This window comes from Serratia sp. BNK-33-b, from assembly GCF_048684565.1.
GTDB lineage: Bacteria > Pseudomonadota > Gammaproteobacteria > Enterobacterales > Enterobacteriaceae > Serratia > Serratia marcescens.
This window is the reverse complement of the sequence record NZ_JBLQTZ010000001.1, coordinates 1,901,436-1,917,823: the sequence shown is the minus strand read 5'-3', so window position 1 is coordinate 1,917,823 and position 16,388 is coordinate 1,901,436. Positions and strand designations below refer to the sequence as shown.

Annotated in this window: 11 protein-coding genes; all 11 read right to left on the bottom strand. The window is 59.3% G+C overall.

The genetic code is table 11. The features are described 5' to 3' along the window. Positions 1 to 2: 2 nt before the first annotated feature. The 11 genes from narJ to ACMGGK_RS09035 all read right to left on the bottom strand — a co-directional run bounded on the left by narJ (position 3) and on the right by ACMGGK_RS09035 (position 16,378). Positions 3 to 725 (bottom strand): nitrate reductase molybdenum cofactor assembly chaperone, encoded by a 723-nt coding sequence (gene narJ, locus ACMGGK_RS09085; protein WP_420276844.1) that lies wholly within the window; start codon positions 723 to 725, stop codon positions 3 to 5. Further along, on the bottom strand, positions 722 to 2,266 hold the full coding sequence (gene narH / locus ACMGGK_RS09080; protein ID WP_420276843.1) for a nitrate reductase subunit beta: 1,545 nt from the start codon (positions 2,264 to 2,266) through the stop codon (positions 722 to 724). Before narH ends, narJ begins: the two co-directional genes overlap by 4 nt. Further along, positions 2,263 to 6,024: a nitrate reductase subunit alpha gene (locus ACMGGK_RS09075; protein ID WP_143778229.1), complete on the bottom strand. Its 3,762-nt coding sequence runs from the start codon at positions 6,022 to 6,024 to the stop codon at positions 2,263 to 2,265. The genes narH and ACMGGK_RS09075 overlap by 4 nt, the downstream gene beginning before the upstream one ends. Positions 6,025 to 6,316: 292 nt before the next feature. Beyond that, positions 6,317 to 8,176 (bottom strand): carbohydrate-binding protein CenC, encoded by a 1,860-nt coding sequence (locus ACMGGK_RS09070; RefSeq protein WP_053090353.1) that lies wholly within the window; start codon positions 8,174 to 8,176, stop codon positions 6,317 to 6,319. A gap of 11 nt (positions 8,177 to 8,187) precedes the next feature. Continuing rightward, positions 8,188 to 8,931 carry a glycosyltransferase family 2 protein gene (locus tag ACMGGK_RS09065; RefSeq protein WP_015378195.1) on the bottom strand — a complete coding sequence of 248 codons (744 nt, stop codon included), beginning with the start codon at positions 8,929 to 8,931 and terminating at the stop codon, positions 8,188 to 8,190. Positions 8,932 to 8,938: 7 nt separating this feature from the next. Continuing rightward, positions 8,939 to 9,994 carry a glycosyltransferase family 4 protein gene (locus ACMGGK_RS09060; RefSeq protein WP_164052448.1) on the bottom strand — a complete coding sequence of 352 codons (1,056 nt, stop codon included), beginning with the start codon at positions 9,992 to 9,994 and terminating at the stop codon, positions 8,939 to 8,941. Between the two features lies 1 nt (position 9,995). After that, the gene (locus tag ACMGGK_RS09055; RefSeq protein WP_016927357.1) at positions 9,996 to 10,901 is read right to left on the bottom strand and encodes a glycosyltransferase family 2 protein; all 906 of its coding nucleotides are present in this window, start codon (positions 10,899 to 10,901) and stop codon (positions 9,996 to 9,998) included. A gap of 3 nt (positions 10,902 to 10,904) precedes the next feature. Beyond that, positions 10,905 to 12,059, bottom strand: a complete 1,155-nt coding sequence (locus ACMGGK_RS09050) for a hypothetical protein (protein ID WP_028127495.1) — start codon at positions 12,057 to 12,059, stop codon at positions 10,905 to 10,907. A gap of 6 nt (positions 12,060 to 12,065) precedes the next feature. Further along, positions 12,066 to 12,914 carry an ATP-grasp fold amidoligase family protein gene (locus ACMGGK_RS09045; protein ID WP_028127496.1) on the bottom strand — a complete coding sequence of 283 codons (849 nt, stop codon included), beginning with the start codon at positions 12,912 to 12,914 and terminating at the stop codon, positions 12,066 to 12,068. Continuing rightward, positions 12,895 to 14,193 (bottom strand): flippase, encoded by a 1,299-nt coding sequence (locus ACMGGK_RS09040; RefSeq protein WP_048795031.1) that lies wholly within the window; start codon positions 14,191 to 14,193, stop codon positions 12,895 to 12,897. The genes ACMGGK_RS09045 and ACMGGK_RS09040 overlap by 20 nt, the downstream gene beginning before the upstream one ends. A gap of 4 nt (positions 14,194 to 14,197) precedes the next feature. Continuing rightward, positions 14,198 to 16,378, bottom strand: coding sequence for a polysaccharide biosynthesis tyrosine autokinase (locus ACMGGK_RS09035; protein WP_049299148.1), 2,181 nt, complete (start codon positions 16,376 to 16,378; stop codon positions 14,198 to 14,200). Positions 16,379 to 16,388: the final 10 nt, after the last annotated feature.

The window sequence follows — 16,388 nt, the reverse complement described above, 5'->3', positions numbered from 1 at the left end:
GATTAGCGTCCTTTGGTTCCGGTTAACGCATCCGTCAGGTCCAGATACTGTGGCGCCACCGCGCCGGCGAAGCGCCGCTGGTGCGCCGTCTGCTGGGCGGAGGCGCAGCCTTGTTCGCCGAGAAACTTGATCTGCTCCTCTTCCCACACCTCATCCAGCGCCTGCGGCGTATCGTCGCGCGCCTCTTGCGCCACCTGCGTCTCCAGCGCCTGGGCCTGCACCTCGCTGCCGGACAGCGCCAGCAGCAGATCAAACAGCACCGCGTACGGGCTTTCGCGCTGCTGCAGACGCGCGCCCAGCAGCGCCAGGATCGGCGCGATGTCCCGCAGCCCTTCCCGCGCCTGCGCCGCGCTGCGGCTGGCCAAATACTCCAGGTACAGCGGCAGGAAGTCCGGCAGCTCACGGCTGTCGATCTCCAGCCCGGCGGCGCGGTACTGCGCCATCAGGTCAACCATCGCCTGGCCGCGATCGCGCGACTCGCCGTGCACATGCTCAAACAGCAGCAGCGAGGTGGCGCGGCCGCGATCGAACAGTTCGCAATAGTCAGCCTGCGCGTCCAGCAACGGGCGCGCGCACAGGCGGCGGATAAACAGAATCAGCTGCGCGCTGTGGTGCAGATCCAGCTCGCTGGCCGGCTCCAGCGCTTCGATCAGCGCCTGCTGATGGTCAAACAGCGCCTGCTCCGGGTAATCCAGCAGGCGGGCGATCACTTTCAGGCTGATCATGAGGCATCCTCCGGCCGCGCGGTTTTCGCGGTCACGTCGATGGCATCGATACGGCGGCTGTTGAACAGATTGAACTTGCCATCGCTGCCGTGGCAGCCGTCGCCGAAGCTGAAGCCGCACCCCTTGCTTTCCGGGAAGGCTTCGCGCGCCAGCTCGCGGTGGCTCGACGGCACCACGAAGCGATCTTCATAGTTGGCGATCGCCAGGTAGCGATACATCTCCTGCGCCTGCGCTTCACTCAGACCGACCTGCTCCAGCGCGCTGGTGTCCACCACGCCGTCGACGGTTTCCGCCCGCTTGTAGTGGCGCATCGCCAGCATGCGTTTCAGCGCCAGCAGCACCGGCTCGGTATCGCCGGCGGTCAATAGGTTCGCCAGATACTGCACCGGGATGCGCAGGCTCTCGACGTCCGGCAATACGCCGCTGTGCGCCAGCTCGCCGGCGTCGGCGGCCGATTGAATCGGTGACAACGGCGGCACGTACCACACCATCGGCAACGTGCGGTATTCCGGGTGCAGCGGCAGCGCCAGCTTCCAGTCCATCGCCATTTTGTACACCGGCGACTGCTGAGCGGCTTCAATGACGCCCTGCGGCACGCCGTCCGCCAGCGCCTGAGCAATCACCTTCGGATCATGCGGATCGAGGAAAATATCGAGCTGACTCTGGTACAGATCCTTGTCGTTCTCCACCGCCGCCGCCTGCTCGATGCGATCGGCGTCGTACAGCAGCACGCCGAGATAGCGGATGCGGCCCACGCAGGTCTCCGAACAAACCGTCGGCTGGCCGGCTTCGATACGCGGGTAACAGAAGATGCACTTCTCGGACTTGCCGCTTTTCCAGTTGAAATAGATTTTCTTGTACGGGCAGCCAGTCAGGCACATGCGCCAGCCGCGGCACTTGTCCTGGTCGATCAGCACGATGCCGTCTTCGCCGCGCTTGTAGATCGCCCCGCTCGGGCAGGTGGCGACGCAGGCCGGGTTGAGGCAGTGTTCGCACAGGCGCGGCAGATACATCATGAAGGTGTTTTCGAACTGGCCGTACATCGCCTTCTGCAGGTTGTCGAAGTTCTTGTCCTGCGAACGTTTTTCGAACTCCCCGCCGAGGATCTCTTCCCAGTTCGGGCCGCTTTCGATCTTGTTCATGCGCTGCCCGGTGATCAGCGAGCGCGGGCGCGCCACCGGCTGGTGCTTGCCCTGTTTGGCGGTGTGCAGATGCTGGTAGTCGTAATCGAACGGCTCGTAGTAGTCGTCCAGCGCCGGCACGTCCGGGTTGGCGAAGATTTTCGACAATACGCCGACGCGGCTGCCCATGTGCGGCTCCAGCTTGCCGTTGATTTTACGGATCCAGCCGCCCTTCCATTTTTCCTGATCTTCCCAGGCGTGCGGATACCCGACGCCGGGCTTGCTTTCCACGTTATTGAACCAGGCGTACTCCATACCCTCGCGGCTGGTCCAGACGTTTTTGCAGGTGACCGAACAGGTGTGGCAACCGATGCACTTGTCCAGATTCAGCACCATGCCGACTTGCGAACGAATTTTCATTTGCTGTTCTCCTGCTGACTGCCCTGCGCGTAGTCGTTGCCTTCGTCGTCCAACCAATCAATGCGGTTCATCTTGCGCACCACCACGAACTCGTCGCGGTTGGAACCGACGGTGCCGTAGTAGTTGAAGCCGTAGGCCAACTGCGCATAGCCGCCGATCATGTGGGTCGGCTTCGGACAGGCGCGGGTCACCGAGTTGTGGATGCCGCCGCGTTGGCAAGTGATCTCCGAGCCCGGCAGATTCACAATGCGCTCCTGTGCGTGGTACATCATGGTCATGCCGGCCGGGATACGCTGGCTCACCACCGCGCGCGCCGTCAGCGCGCCGTTGGCGTTGAAGGCCTCGATCCAGTCGTTGTCCGCAATGCCCAGATCTTTGGCGTCGTCTTCGCTCAGCCAGACGATCGGGCCGCCGCGCGACAGCGTCAGCATCAGCAGGTTGTCGCTGTAGGTGGAGTGAATGCCCCACTTCTGGTGCGGCGTCAGGAAGTTCAGCGCCTTCTCCTTGTTGCCGTTCGGCTTGCTGTTCAGCAGCGGCTGCGCGGCGCGGGTGTCGATCGGCGGCCGGTATACCAGCAGGCTTTCACCGAAGGCACGCATCCACTCATGGTCCTGATACAGCTGTTGACGGCCGCTGAGGGTGCGCCACGGGATCAGCTCGTGCACGTTGGTGTAGCAGGCGTTATAGGAAACGTGTTCGTCCTCCAGACCGGACCAGGTCGGGCTGGAGATGATTTTGCGCGGCTGCGCCTGAATGTCGCGGAAGCGAATTTTCTCGTCTTCCTTGTTCAGCGCCAGATGCCGGTGATCGCGGCCGGTGACGTTGCTCAGGGCTTCCCAGGCTTTCACCGCCACCTGGCCGTTGGTTTCCGGCGCCAGCGACAGGATCACTTCCGCCGCGTCTATCGCGCTCTCGATCTTCGGCCGCCCCGCCGCCGGGCCGTCGGCCTTGACGTAGTTAAGCTGCTTGAGGAAGTCGACCTCGGTTTGGGTGTTCCAACTGATGCCCTTGCCGCCGTTGCCCAGTTTGTCCAGCAGCGGCCCCAGTGAGGTAAAGCGCTCGTAGGTGGCCGGGTAATCACGCTCCACCGCGATGATGTGCGGCGCGGTTTTACCGGGGATCAGATCGCATTCGCCCTTCTTCCAGTCCTGTACGCCGTAAGGCTGCGCCAGCTCGGCGGCGGAGTCGTGCTGGATAGGCAGGGTCACCACGTCGGTTTCCTGGCCCAGATGGCCGACGCACACCTCGGAGAAGGCCTTGGCGATGCCCTTGTAGATTTCCCAGTCGCTCTTCGAGTCCCAGGCCGGATCGACCGCCGCCGACAGCGGATGAATGAACGGGTGCATGTCGGAGGTGTTCATGTCGTCTTTTTCGTACCAGGTGGCGGTCGGCAGCACCACGTCGGAGTACAGGCAGGTGCTCGACATGCGGAAATCGAGCGTCACCACCAGATCCAGCTTGCCTTCGCCGCCCTGCTCGCGCCATTCCACTTCCTGCGGCATCACGCCGCCCTGCTGGCCGAGATCTTTCCCCTGGATGCCATTTTCGGTGCCCAACAGGTATTTGAGCATGTACTCATGGCCCTTGCCGGAGGAGCCCAGCAGGTTGGATCGCCAGACGAACAGATTACGCGGGAAGTTCTGCGGATTGTCCGGCTGCTCGGCGGCGAAGCCCAGCGAGCCGTTCTTCAGGCTGTCGACGGTAAATTCGACCGGCGATTGGCCGGCCGCGCGTGCCTGCTCCGCCAGGCGCAGCGGGTTAGCGCCCAGCTGCGGCGCAGACGGCAGCCAGCCCATGCGTTCGGCGCGCACGTTAAAGTCGATCAGGCTGCCGCCGAAGCGCGACTTGTCCGCCAGCGGCGACAGCAGCTCGTCGGTGCCGACGGTTTCATAGCGCCATTGACTGGAATGGTTGTAGAAGAACGAGGTGCTGTTCATGTGGCGCGGCGGGCGCTGCCAGTCGAGGCCGAACGCCAGCGGCAGCCAGCCGGTTTGCGGCCGCAGTTTTTCCTGGCCGACGTAGTGCGCCCAGCCGCCGCCGCTCTGGCCGACGCAACCGCAGAAGATCAGCATATTGATCAGGCCGCGGTAGGTCATGTCCATGTGATACCAGTGGTTGACGCCGGCGCCGACGATGATCATCGAACGGCCGTGGGTCTTCTCGGCGTTTTCCGCGAACTCGCGGGCAATGCGGATGATGTTGTGGCGCGATACGCCGGTGATCTGCTCGGCCCAGGCCGGGCTGTAAGCCTTGACCTCGTCATAGTCGGCGGCGCAGTTGGCGTCGCCCAACCCGCGCTCCAGGCCGTAATTGGCCAGCGTCAGATCGTACACGCTGGTCACCAGCGCTTCGCTGCCGTCCGCCAGCCGCAGGCGTTTCACCGGCAGCTTGTGCAGCAGGATCTCGTCCAGCGCCACGCTGTTGAAATGCTCGCTGTCGGCGCCGCCGAAGTACGGGAAACCCACCTCGGCGACGTCGTCATGCATGCCCAACAGGCTGAGCTGCAACTCGACTTCCTGTTGCGCCTTGCCTTCACGCTGTTCCAGGTTCCACTTGCCCTTCTCGCCCCAGCGGAAACCGATGGAGCCCTGCGGCGCCACCAGATCGCCGCTGCGGCTGTCGATAGCGACGGTTTTCCACTCGGGGTTGTTTTCCTGGCCCAATCCGTCCACCAGATCGGCGGCGCGCAGCAGGCGGCCGGCGGCGTAGTGGCCGCCTTCACGCGGCTCCAGCAGCACCAGCATCGGCATGTCGGTATAACGGCGCACATAGTCGCGGAAGTAGCCGACTTCGCGATCGAGATGGAACTCTTTCAGCATCACGTGACCCATCGCCAGCGCCATCGCGCTGTCGGTGCCCTGCTTCGGATTCAGCCAGTGGTCGCACAGCTTGGCGACTTCGGCATAGTCCGGCGTCACCGCCACGGTTTTGGTGCCCTTGTAACGCACTTCGGTAAAGAAGTGGGCGTCCGGGGTGCGCGTCTGCGGCACGTTGGAGCCCCAGGCGATAATGTAGGAGGAGTTGTACCAGTCGGCGGATTCCGGCACGTCGGTCTGCTCGCCCCAGGTCATCGGCGAGGCCGGCGGCAAATCGCAATACCAGTCGTAGAAGCTCAGGCAGGCGCCGCCGATCAGCGACAGGTAGCGGGCGCCGGCGGCGTAGGACACCATCGACATCGCCGGGATCGGCGAGAAGCCGATAATGCGGTCAGGGCCGAAGGTTTTAGCGGTATAGACGTTGGCGGCGGCGATCAGTTCATTGACCTCTTGCCAGCTGGAGCGGACGAAACCGCCGCGGCCGCGCGCCACCTTGTAACTTTTGGCTTTTTCCGCATCGCCGACGATAGAGCCCCAGGCCGCGACCGGATCGCTGTGCTGCGCTTTCGCTTCGCGCCACAGTTTGAGCAGACGCTTGCGCATCAGCGGGTATTTCAGCCGGTTGGCGCTGTACAGGTACCAGGAGTAACTGGCGCCGCGCGGGCAGCCGCGCGGTTCATGGTTGGGCAGATCGGGACGGGTGCGCGGATAGTCGGTTTGCTGGGTTTCCCAGGTCACCAGACCATTCTTCACGTAGATTTTCCAACTGCAGGAACCGGTGCAGTTCACGCCGTGGGTGGAACGCACCACTTTGTCGTGCTGCCAACGGCTGCGGTAGCCGTCTTCCCAGTCGCGGTTAGTGTTCAAGGTCTGGCCGTGCTCGCCAGAAAAAGGCTCCGCCAACTGCTTGAAATAGCGGAAACGGTCTAAAAATTTGCTCATCCGGAATGCTCCTGAAGGCTCTTGTCGTTATAAGAAGACATGCTCAATCTGCCGCCAGCCTACTGACGGCCAACCGGCGGCAAATTGATTGCGATCAAGAGAAAGCGGGAGGCGACGCGCGCGTCGGGGGTGAAATACCACCAAAGTATAGGTGCGATAAATTAGGTTAATTAATTGAATTAAAATGAATAAAGGAGAATATCAAGATGAAGGCGGACAGCTGGGAGGCAAGGCGGGGTATTTGGGGGTAGGACGCGGGAGAAACCTCCCGCGTGATGCTGACTCGTCGCTTTCAGCGTTGAAGCCACAGCGTCGCGGTACCCACGGCGGGCAACGTCAGCTTGACCTCCGTGCCCTCTCCCTGCTGCCGCCAACCCGCCGGAAGGCGCAAGCGGGTGCTTCCCTCTCGATAGTAAGGATTGGCTACCAACAGCAAGGCGCGATCGCCCAGAATAAACATCCGCGCCGGCATTTGCGGGTCGCTTCCCGCCAGCGGCGTCGATTTTCCCGTCAGCAGATAAGGGGTGAAGGCGGCGATTTGCTGCGACACGGCAGCCACGCCACGCCAGGTGGCGTCAAACTCCCGTTGGTCGAAGCGGCCGGTTTTACGCTTATAAAACAGATCGGTATAAGAATAAAACAACAGCCCCTTGGCGCCGCCGATCAGCGCCTGCCAGGCCTGATTGCGAATTTCCGCCTCTGACGGCGGATGTGGCTTGCGGCTGGCGTCATAAGCGGCGTGATCCATGATTTGCATCACCACCCAGGCTCCGCGTGCCTGGCGGGCGGCCTGCACCGTCAGTTCGGTATAACGCGTCGTGCGCGTCAGATCGCGATCGTTCCCCACAGGGTAAGGGTCGGTCGCCAAAATGTCGCTGCTGTTAAAGTAGGCGTCCAACTCCCCGGTTTTGTTCAACACCTGGAAGGTGGGATGATCGCCGTCAAGCCGCTTTATTTGCAGGTTTTTTTCCTCGATCTTATCGAGATATTCCGGCCCCAGTTCATCGTTGATGTACCAGGCGAGCAGGTTGGGCTGAGAGCGCAAGCGCTGCACGTACCAGGCCGTCATCGCCGCGTAGTCGCCACCGCGCGCGGCCGGCGCGAAGCGGCTGCCGCGGTACTGATCTTTGACGGAGTAAATGACCAGCAGCCCGCGCTTGCCTGCGTTGCGGAAAAAGGCGTAAGGATCTTTCTTTTCCCCATAATCATAATTCAGCACCGTGTTGAATCCCGCCGAGGCGATGCGCGCCAAATGCTCATCGGTAGCCACGTTGGCGTAAATGCCCAACGGGAAAAGCCGTTGACCATCGCGCAGGGTAAAGCCTTCGCTGTCGATCGCGACTTTGGCCGCAGGCTGCCCGACGCGAAAAGACAGCTCGCTGCCCTGTGCCGGCTGGGATTGCTGACCGGTGACCTGCTGACGCAGGCGGTATTCCCCCTGTGCCAGGCCGGCCGGCGGTTGGTATTCGATACGGCGCTGCCCTTCAACCTGATAACGGTCGCGGCTACGGTGAACAACCTGCCCCTCGGCATTGAGCAATTCGCTGTCGACCTGCAAATGCTGCGGCTGCGCAGTGACGACCAACGTGTCGACCTTTCCCTGCGCCGACGCGCCGAGCTGATACAACGCCGGCATAGACGCGCGAGCACACGCATAGGCGTCGTCAAACCAGGCGGTACCGGTGCTCCCCTTACGCAGATAAACGCCAAAAGTGATTCGCGCCGCCTGCGGCGGCACGGTATAGCTGGCGTTCACCTGCCGCCAGCCGCTGTCGCCGGTCACCCCAGCCGGATAACTGCCTTCCAGAAAGCGCCCCTGCGCATCAAAGCTCTGCAGATAAACCCCAGCCCCGCCGTCGCGGCTTTGCCCGCGCACGCCGCGGGTCTTGAGCCAGACGCCGAAATCTATCGTCTGTCCGGGCTCAACCTGCAGCGCCTGGTTGAAGGTACGGTATCGCGCTATATCTGCATTGTCATAACGCAGACTCCCCCTGCCACTGTGCGTATCGCCGTCGGCCTGCGCGCCCTGCGCTCGCCAGCCGCTGAGCCCCTGCTCAAAGCCGGGGTTGGTCAACAGATTGGGTTGGCAGTTCTGCGCCAGAGCCGCTGCGCCCCACAAGGCGCAACAGCCCAGAGCCGCCCGCTGATACATCCCCCTTATGGTCATTTCCTTTTCACCACGGCATTGAACAGATAGGTGGCGAACAAATAGCAGGATTTCTGGTAAGACAGCCCCAAATGCTGACGGTAAATCCGCCATTGCCAGTCCGCAGCGCGGATTTTGTTGCCCGACAGCGAATGGGTAGACAACCGGTAACAGGCCAGCGGTTCGGGAATGCAGTAGGCCAGGCCGTTACGCGCCTTCTGCAGCACCGCCAGCCACATCAAGTAGTCCTCATGCCCCACTTTTTGCTGATATACCTTACCGATGCGCTTCTGGTTATAGATGCCGGTGAGATTGCCGATCCAGTTGCTTTTCAACATGTCCTGATAGCCGATAAGCTCATCCGCACCACGGGTGTTTTTGATCAATTTCAGGTCGTCTTCGAAGGTGTAATAATGGGAACACACCACGTCATAGCGGCGGGTTTGCAAAATGCTCGCCTGGCGCGACAGCTTGTTGGGGAGCCATACGTCATCACTGTCGCAGAAGGCGATATAGTCCCCGCTCGCCGCCTCAATGCCGATGTTGCGCGTTTCCGCCACGCCCTGGTTATGCTCATTGCGTATATAGGTGAGGCGATCGTGGATAAACGGCCGCACCACCTCGGCGGTGTTGTCGGTGGACGCATCATCGATCACATACAGGTGATAGTCGGTAAATTGCTGATTCAGCACGCCAAGGATCGATTCTTTGATAGAGTTTGCCGCGTTGTAGGCGGGCATTATCACGGATATCTTTTCCATTCTGTCCTCACTCAATGAGCTGTTGCCACTGGGGATAAATACGTTCGGGAGAAAAACGGCGAGACTTATCTAGCGCGGCGACAGAAAAGCGATCGCGCAAGTCCGGGTCGCGCATCAGTTCGAGCACGCCTTCGCTGAAGGCGGCGGCATCGTCATCGGGCACCAGATAGCCGTTGACGCCGTTGTCTATCAGCTCGGCCGGGCCGGTCTTGCAATCGTAGGCCACCAACGGCAGGCCGAAACTCATGGCTTCGATCAGCACCATCGGCAACCCCTCATAGCGCGACGTCATCAAATACAGACTGGCCTGGCGATAATAGGCCGCCACGTCGGCGGTGGCCGGCAGCAGGCTCACCTGCCGCTCCAGCCCGGCGCCTTTAATCTGCCGCCGCAGTGCGTCACGCTCAGGGCCGTCGCCAATAATCAACAGCCGCCAATCCGGCATTTGCGCCGCCACCCCGCGCCACAGCGCGATCAGACGATCGAAGCCTTTCTGATTGCTCAACCGCCCCACCGCCAGCGCCACCTTTTCCTGCAGCGCCGGCGTCGGCGCCTGTGCGCCGAACGGCGAAACGTTCTCGATCACCCGGCATTTCCCGGCGCCCACCCAGCGAGCGATGGCGTCGCGATCTTGCCGCGTCAGGAAAATCACGCGATCGCCCAACCGGTAAACCAACAACTTCAGCCATTTAAATACGCGCGGATACTGGTGAAAGCTGACGTGCTCGCTCAATAACAGCCGGCTGCGGGCACAGAACAAACGTAGAAAAGGCGTCATCACCACCGACAGTTTTCCCATGGAAACGGTAATGATCGCGTCCGCGCGTTCACGCCGCAGTGCCAACGCCAGCCGCCATGGCCAGAACAGCGAATCGCCGCCGCCACAGCGTAGCCGGACGTCGCTCGCCAGCGGAAAGAAGCTCCGCTCGCCACACAGCGAAAACACCACCACCTCGTAATTCGGCAGACGCGCCAGCGCATTGGCCAAACCGCTGGCGACCCGTTCAGTGCCGCCCTTGCCCGCCATATTTTCGATGACGATGATTACCTTGCGTGCTTGCATATCATCTCCTGAATCCCTGGCGCACATTGCGCAACAGCCGGCCGCCAACCGAGAACAACCCCAGCCGCGTCAGACAATCGCCATACCATTTGATCATCTTGAACTTGCCGCTCAGGCTGTGCCGCACGATGCGCGACGAGTAATAATTGAACGCCTGGGCGTTTTCCGAATACAGCGAGGCCAGCAGGTGCTTGCAGGCGAATCCGCTGATATGGCGATCGCTGGGGCTGAGGAAGGTATTGATAAAGCGGTCGCTGGCCTCCAGATTAAGTTTCGCCGTCATGCGTCCGTAACGCCCCACGTCGAGAAACACCCCGCCACCGGCGTCATACGCCACTTGCGCGCCCAAATTGGTGGCGTTGACCAGAAAGCCCCAATCCTGATGCTTGTTGAGAAACTCGGGAAATAAAAAGCGGCGATCGCTTTTTTTACGCATGCTGATGGTAGATGACCGAATATCGCCCATTTCCAGAAAAAGAAAATCCTCGCCGGAAGAACCGGATTTGTAGTGAAAGTTGAAGTCGCGTACCGAATCGCCGCTCACCTCTGCATAATTACCGAAGATAATATCAATATGGCGATCTTCATGCTTCTTCATGCGGCGAATAATATAGTTGGTAGTAAAGTAATCATCCGAATCGAGAAAAAACACGATCTCCGATTGCGCTAAATTGGCGCCCAGGTTGCGCGATACCGCCGCATTGCTCTTCTGTTTTTTCTCATGTAGCATCACGTTGCTATTAGTCGCCGCCATCTGGCGAATATATTTGATATCATCCTCGTCAGAGCAATCATCAACCAAAATCACCTGATAGTCGAACCCTTGGCAAGCGCTGAAAATCCGCTTCAGAGTTTTAGGCAGGTAACGCGCACTATTATAAATAGGGATCACGATCGAGAAATCCATTTCTTAACCCTCCAACTTAGAATTTATCATTTCTTTTCCACGGCAAAGCAGCAATAACGACACGTTAAATACCGGGACCAAAAAATAGGTTTCCGTAAAAGTTGTCAGCAGAAAAACAACCACCACCCAGCGCATGAATCGACTCAGCCTGCGCATATTACCCAACAGGTGAAAATAACAAAAAAGCATGACAACAGAGGCGATCCCACCAGCCGAATAAAACATGGCGATGAAGAAGAAATCGACCGGCTTATAGGGTTCGATATTCATGCCGAACAGCGGATTGGGTAGCCCCACCGCCTGAAACATCTGCCAGGAGAACCAGATGCGCCCGGTCAACGCTTGGTTCAACAGCGCATCCAATGCCGGATTGCTCCCCCAGCGTATAACGCTGGCGAACTGGAAGCCTACGATGGCCAACGTCAGCGCAATGCAGACTTTTCTATTGGGGGTAAAACGCAACAGCGGCGCCAGCCAAAACAGCAACAACATCAACAGTGCCAACATAAAACAGGTGCGGGAATAGGAATACATCAGCACCGGGATAATTAACGCCGACACCGCCAGTGAGGCGATATTTTTCATTCCACGCGTTAATTTCGCATGGTCGATCAGGCACAGCAGCATAGCGAACAAGGCAAAAGAATAATACGCCAAGGTATTCGGGTTATCGAAACCCAGCGTTAATCTGTTGCCATAGCGCTCATCAAGGTAAACAAATCCATTGGTGTAAAAGGTATAAGGGATAACCATCAACAGCCCGGCAACCACAAAAGCGATAGCGAACATTTCAGCGCCGCGCACCATCTCGATGCGGCGGAATAAAATTATCACCGCAGAGCTGAATACCGCGCCAAAAAGGTAATCGCCATGTCCGGTGGCGATATTAACCAGAAACAGCAGAACCAAAAAACCCGCAACCGCTTTTTCCGCCATCGTAGCGATGAAAAATGCATAGCCGACATAGAGCAACATCAGGGCATTGAGCCCCATCACAGTTTTATTAATCAGCTCGCTGTTGAACGATCCCGAGGTCAGGAAAGTTTTCACGAAAAAGATCAACAGGAAGGTCAATATGATTGATTGATTGACCAAATCCCGCGACTGATTATAACCAACATTGGCATGCATGTGAAAATTGGAGGCGACTCTCTGCATAAGCGTTTACTCAGTAAAATAACTGCCCCATTCCTGCTCGATGTTTTCCGGCTTAAGCTTGCTTAATCCCGCACCAGGCGTAAACGTCAATTCACCGAAATAGACCTTCTCACCGACCTGGTAGAAATCCACGCGGACATAAGAGAACTGCTGCGCAACCTGGCGAGCCAAACGCGTCATTTCTTCCAGCCGCGTAGGTCGCGGCATCGGTTCGTCGGCATTCGGCAAGTTGATGCGGATTTCGGTGCGGTTCCAGTCGAGATCAAAAATATCGCGCCGATGGGTGCCGAAACGCTGGTAATCCACCTGGATAAACATGCGAATTTCATGGTTGTCGTTGAAACAATGAAATTTGATATCGTTCGGCACCTGCTCACCATCCAGCAACATGCGTTCCACCATGATGCAGGGTTCGATGTCCAGATAATGCTTTTCGCGACTCTGCTCGTAAAAGTTGCTGCGCATCCACGAACTGCTGAGATCGTACAATTCCGCGTAGCTAACCTGTTGCTTGTCGAACACCAACCGGTTATAGCCGCTGCCATGGTTGGCCTTCAGCACGAAGGCGTCTGGCAACTGCCTGAACGTGTCGTAGCTGAGTTCAGTGCCATGCGCATACAGCTCCACCAGATACTCTTCGCCCCACAGGCCGGCAATAAATTCGCGGACCTTGTATTTGTCCGACAAGGTGGTGTAGATGCTGCGCGGATAAATTTTGCGGCGCATGATCTTTTCGCTGAAGCCGGTCGGTTTTGACAGGTGCGGCAATTTTTTGAAATAGAGCGCGTATTTAACCTGATGGTGCCAGGCATCGGGCAGGCGCTTGGAAATGCTTTTAACCAGGGTGTTTAACATGCTCTCTCCTTAATTTGCTGACAAGACGCGGCAGGCAGTAAAAACAGGTCAGCTGCAGTCGGGTAATTTTCCCGCCACGGAATAAACTGTTCAGAACGAAGAACGAAATGAATTCCGCCAGTAGCGTAGACACCGCAGCGCCGGTCAGGCCGTAACGCGGGATCAGCAGCAGATTCATCGCCACGTTCAGCAGAGCCACCAACGGCATCTTGATGGCGATAAAGCGATAACCGGCGAACAGCACGATGCTGCGATACGAAACCGTCCCCATCACTGAGAACAGCGAGGTCAGCGTACAAATAGCCAGGATGTCGGCGGCCGGTTGAAAAGCGGCGCCATACAGCAGCGCAATAGCCGGGTGGGCGAACCACCACAGACCCAGCAGCACCGGCAACGACAGGCCCAATACCACCAGATAAAGCACCCGGATGCGGTACTCCTGCTCCAACGGGTCGCGACAGTTGGCAATACCCGGCATCAACGAGGTGATCAGCGCCATCGGCACAAAAACCCACCCCTGGCTGAGGGTGGTCGCGGCGCTGAACCAGCCCACCGCCTGCTCGCCGACCAGATTGCCCAGCATGATTTGATCGATGCGGGTATAAATCACTATCGCCAGACTGGAGATGGCCAACGGCAGGCCCACTTTCAGCAAATAACGGCCATAGCGCCCGGCCTGGCGCGGCGTAACCCGCGGCGAGGCCGCAGCTTCCCCACGAAATAGCCAGAGGCGCACCAGATAAGGTACGGCGCTGCTGAGGATGTAGGGTACCGCGAACCACACCAGCGGCAGCGCGGCGCTCACCAGCGCCAGCCGCAGTCCGATCGACAACAGCAGCGCCAGGTTGTTGATCAGCGTATTGCGTTTCGACTGCAGGCGGGCATCGTAATAAATTTTGTACACGTCCTGAATCGAGAAATAGGCGCTGATAAGCAGCAACAGCGTCATCAGTTGACCGGCTGGCGGCTGGCTGAAATAGCTCCATATCAGCATCGGCAGCGCCACCACCAGGAACAGCCGGCGGCGCAAACGCATCGAAGCCAACATCAGGCGAATGCCGCTCGGCGGGCGGCGGGCGACGCGGTTGAAAATGATGCTGTCGGCGCCCAGCTGCACCAGCGGCACCACGATGGCGATCGTCGCCAACAGATAGTTGAGAGCGCCAAACTGGGCGGGCCCCAGATAGCGCGCAACGTAAATGGAGACGAAGATGCCGGACAGGCTAAGCGAAACGCGTTCCAGCATCAGCCACAGGGCATTGGTGATAATGGCCTTCACCCGCTTATTCCTCTGCCTGCCGCTGATCTTCCCGATGGCTTGGATAGGCGAAGTTGTAATAGCTCATGTCGGTCGCCGCCCTTTTCACGATGCCGTTGAGGATTACGCCTCTGATCGCCACGCCATTCTGTTCGAAACGGCGCATGCTGGTTTCGATCTGCTTGACGGTGTTCACCTCAAAACGCACCACCAACAGTGACGTACCGGCGTGATTGCCGACGATGGCCGCGTCCGTCACCGCCAGAATCGGCGGCGTATCGATCAGCACCAGATCGTAGTTTTGCCCGGCCCAGCGCAGGAAATCGGCGAAACGGCGATGCATCAGCAGCTCGGACGGGTTCGGCGGCACCTGACCACGTGGCACGAAGTCCAGATTGGCGATGGCGGTTTTCCGCACCGCCTGTTCCGTCATCACTTTGCCCACCAGCATGTCGGACAGCCCTTGATGAGCGTCGTCCGATAACCAACGATGCAAAAATCCTTTACGCATATCCGCGTCGATCAACAGCACCCGCTGCCCGGCCTGCGCCACCACCACCGCCAGGTTGGTGCTGGTAAAACTCTTGCCGCTTTCCGGACTGGCACCGGAGACCATCAAAATGTTGTTTTTGGCCTCCAGCATGGCGAAATGCAGGCTGGTGCGCAGGCTGCGAATGGCCTCCACCGACAGATCCGCCGGCTCGACCACCGCCAGGATCGGCAGGCGACGACCGCCGGATTTGGGCAACAGCAGGCGTTGTTCGCGATTGCGTTTCGCCTGCCATGGCGACAGCGGCACGGTGGCGTAGACGTTGATGCCTCGCTTCTCCAGCGTATCGATATCATTGATGCCGCGATGGAAGGCCGTGCGCAGCAGCACCACGGCCGCGGTGCCCGCAGCGCCCAGTATCAACGCCAACAACACGATTAGCATCTTTTGCGGCTGAATCGGTCGGATAGCGGTTTCCGCCTCGTCGACGATGCGAATATTGCCCACCGTGCCGGCCTTGCTGATGCTCAGCTCCTGCTGTTTGTTCATCAGTTGCATGTAAACCTGCTGATCCACCTGCACGTCGCGGGTGAGACGCAGGATCTCCTGCTGCATTTTCGGCAGCGTCTGTACCTGTTTGCCGAGCCGCGCCTTTTCCGCCTCCAGCGTGGCGCGCTTTTCCATCAGCGCCCGGTAAGCCGGGTGCACGCGGGTATAAAGCTTGGAAATCTCCGCCTCCTTGAAGGTCAGCTCGTTGAGCTGGGCTTCGAGCTGCACCTGAGTGTCCAGCACCGACTTGGCTTCCAGCGACAGATCCACCGAATCGTTTTGCTGGCGGAACTGGTTGAGCTGGTTTTCGGCGTTGTTCAACGAGGTTTGCGTTTGCGGCAGCTGCTCCTGCAGGAAGGCCAGCATTCTCTGCGCCTCTTCCGTTTTGCGATCCACGTTCTGCTGCAGGTAGTTATCGGTGATGTTCTTCAGCACCGCCTCGGCACGCTGCGGATCTTCACTCGGCAGCGTAAACGTCATGATGCCGCTGTCCTTGCCGCTCGGCACTACGCCCAGGTATTTACGCAGATCGTCCACCGCTTCTTGACGCGCGACTTTAACCACGGTGAAACTGGTGCCCGGCGCCGCATCCAGCGCCGAAACGGTCATGCTCCACTCGCCCTGCGCCACCGGTTGGCCAACCACGCCGCTGAACAATTTGGCGCCGTCATGGCTCAGCTCGTAATGTTGCCCATCGCGCACCGTCAGCGTCAGCGCTTCGCCCTGCATGTCCGCCGGCGTTGTCAGCGTACCGATGTCCAATACCGGCGTCTTTTCACCGCTCAGTCGGGCGAAACCTTTACCGAACACCGGGAAATAGTCCGGTTCGACGCGCACCGTCAGGCCGAGGGCATCCACCGTTTTGCCGAGCACGTAGCGCGACTTGACCAGCGTCACCTCATCCTGCGTCGTCGAATTTTGCCCCAGCGAACTGTCCAGCGTTTCACGCAGCAGCGAATCGCCGGACAGCTGATTCTCCACCTGCACCACCGCCGTGGCCTGATACACCGGGGTAGCCAACAGGGCGTAGGCGACGCCCAGCGCACCGGCCACGCCGGTCACGACGGCGATCCGCCAGCGGTTATCCCACAGCGGCCCTACCAGACGCTCCCACTCCAGCTTTTCATCTTGTTCGGCCACCATCACGGACAGCGCATTGTTTTTCATCTTCTGTTCC

What these genes read in the sequence shown, in the direction of transcription:
- ACMGGK_RS09045 (WP_028127496.1), bottom strand. Translation starts at nt 12,914, where the DNA reads ATGTTAAACACCCTGGTTAAAAGCATTTCCAAGCGCCTGCCCGATGCC.
- ACMGGK_RS09075 (WP_143778229.1), bottom strand. Translation starts at nt 6,024, where the DNA reads ATGAGCAAATTTTTAGACCGTTTCCGCTATTTCAAGCAGTTGGCGGAG.
- narJ (WP_420276844.1), bottom strand. Translation starts at nt 725, where the DNA reads ATGATCAGCCTGAAAGTGATCGCCCGCCTGCTGGATTACCCGGAGCAG.
- narH (WP_420276843.1), bottom strand. Translation starts at nt 2,266, where the DNA reads ATGAAAATTCGTTCGCAAGTCGGCATGGTGCTGAATCTGGACAAGTGC.
- ACMGGK_RS09065 (WP_015378195.1), bottom strand. Translation starts at nt 8,931, where the DNA reads ATGGAAAAGATATCCGTGATAATGCCCGCCTACAACGCGGCAAACTCT.
- ACMGGK_RS09060 (WP_164052448.1), bottom strand. Translation starts at nt 9,994, where the DNA reads ATGCAAGCACGCAAGGTAATCATCGTCATCGAAAATATGGCGGGCAAG.
- ACMGGK_RS09050 (WP_028127495.1), bottom strand. Translation starts at nt 12,059, where the DNA reads ATGCAGAGAGTCGCCTCCAATTTTCACATGCATGCCAATGTTGGTTAT.
- ACMGGK_RS09035 (WP_049299148.1), bottom strand. Translation starts at nt 16,378, where the DNA reads ATGAAAAACAATGCGCTGTCCGTGATGGTGGCCGAACAAGATGAAAAG.
- ACMGGK_RS09055 (WP_016927357.1), bottom strand. Translation starts at nt 10,901, where the DNA reads ATGGATTTCTCGATCGTGATCCCTATTTATAATAGTGCGCGTTACCTG.
- ACMGGK_RS09070 (WP_053090353.1), bottom strand. Translation starts at nt 8,176, where the DNA reads ATGTATCAGCGGGCGGCTCTGGGCTGTTGCGCCTTGTGGGGCGCAGCG.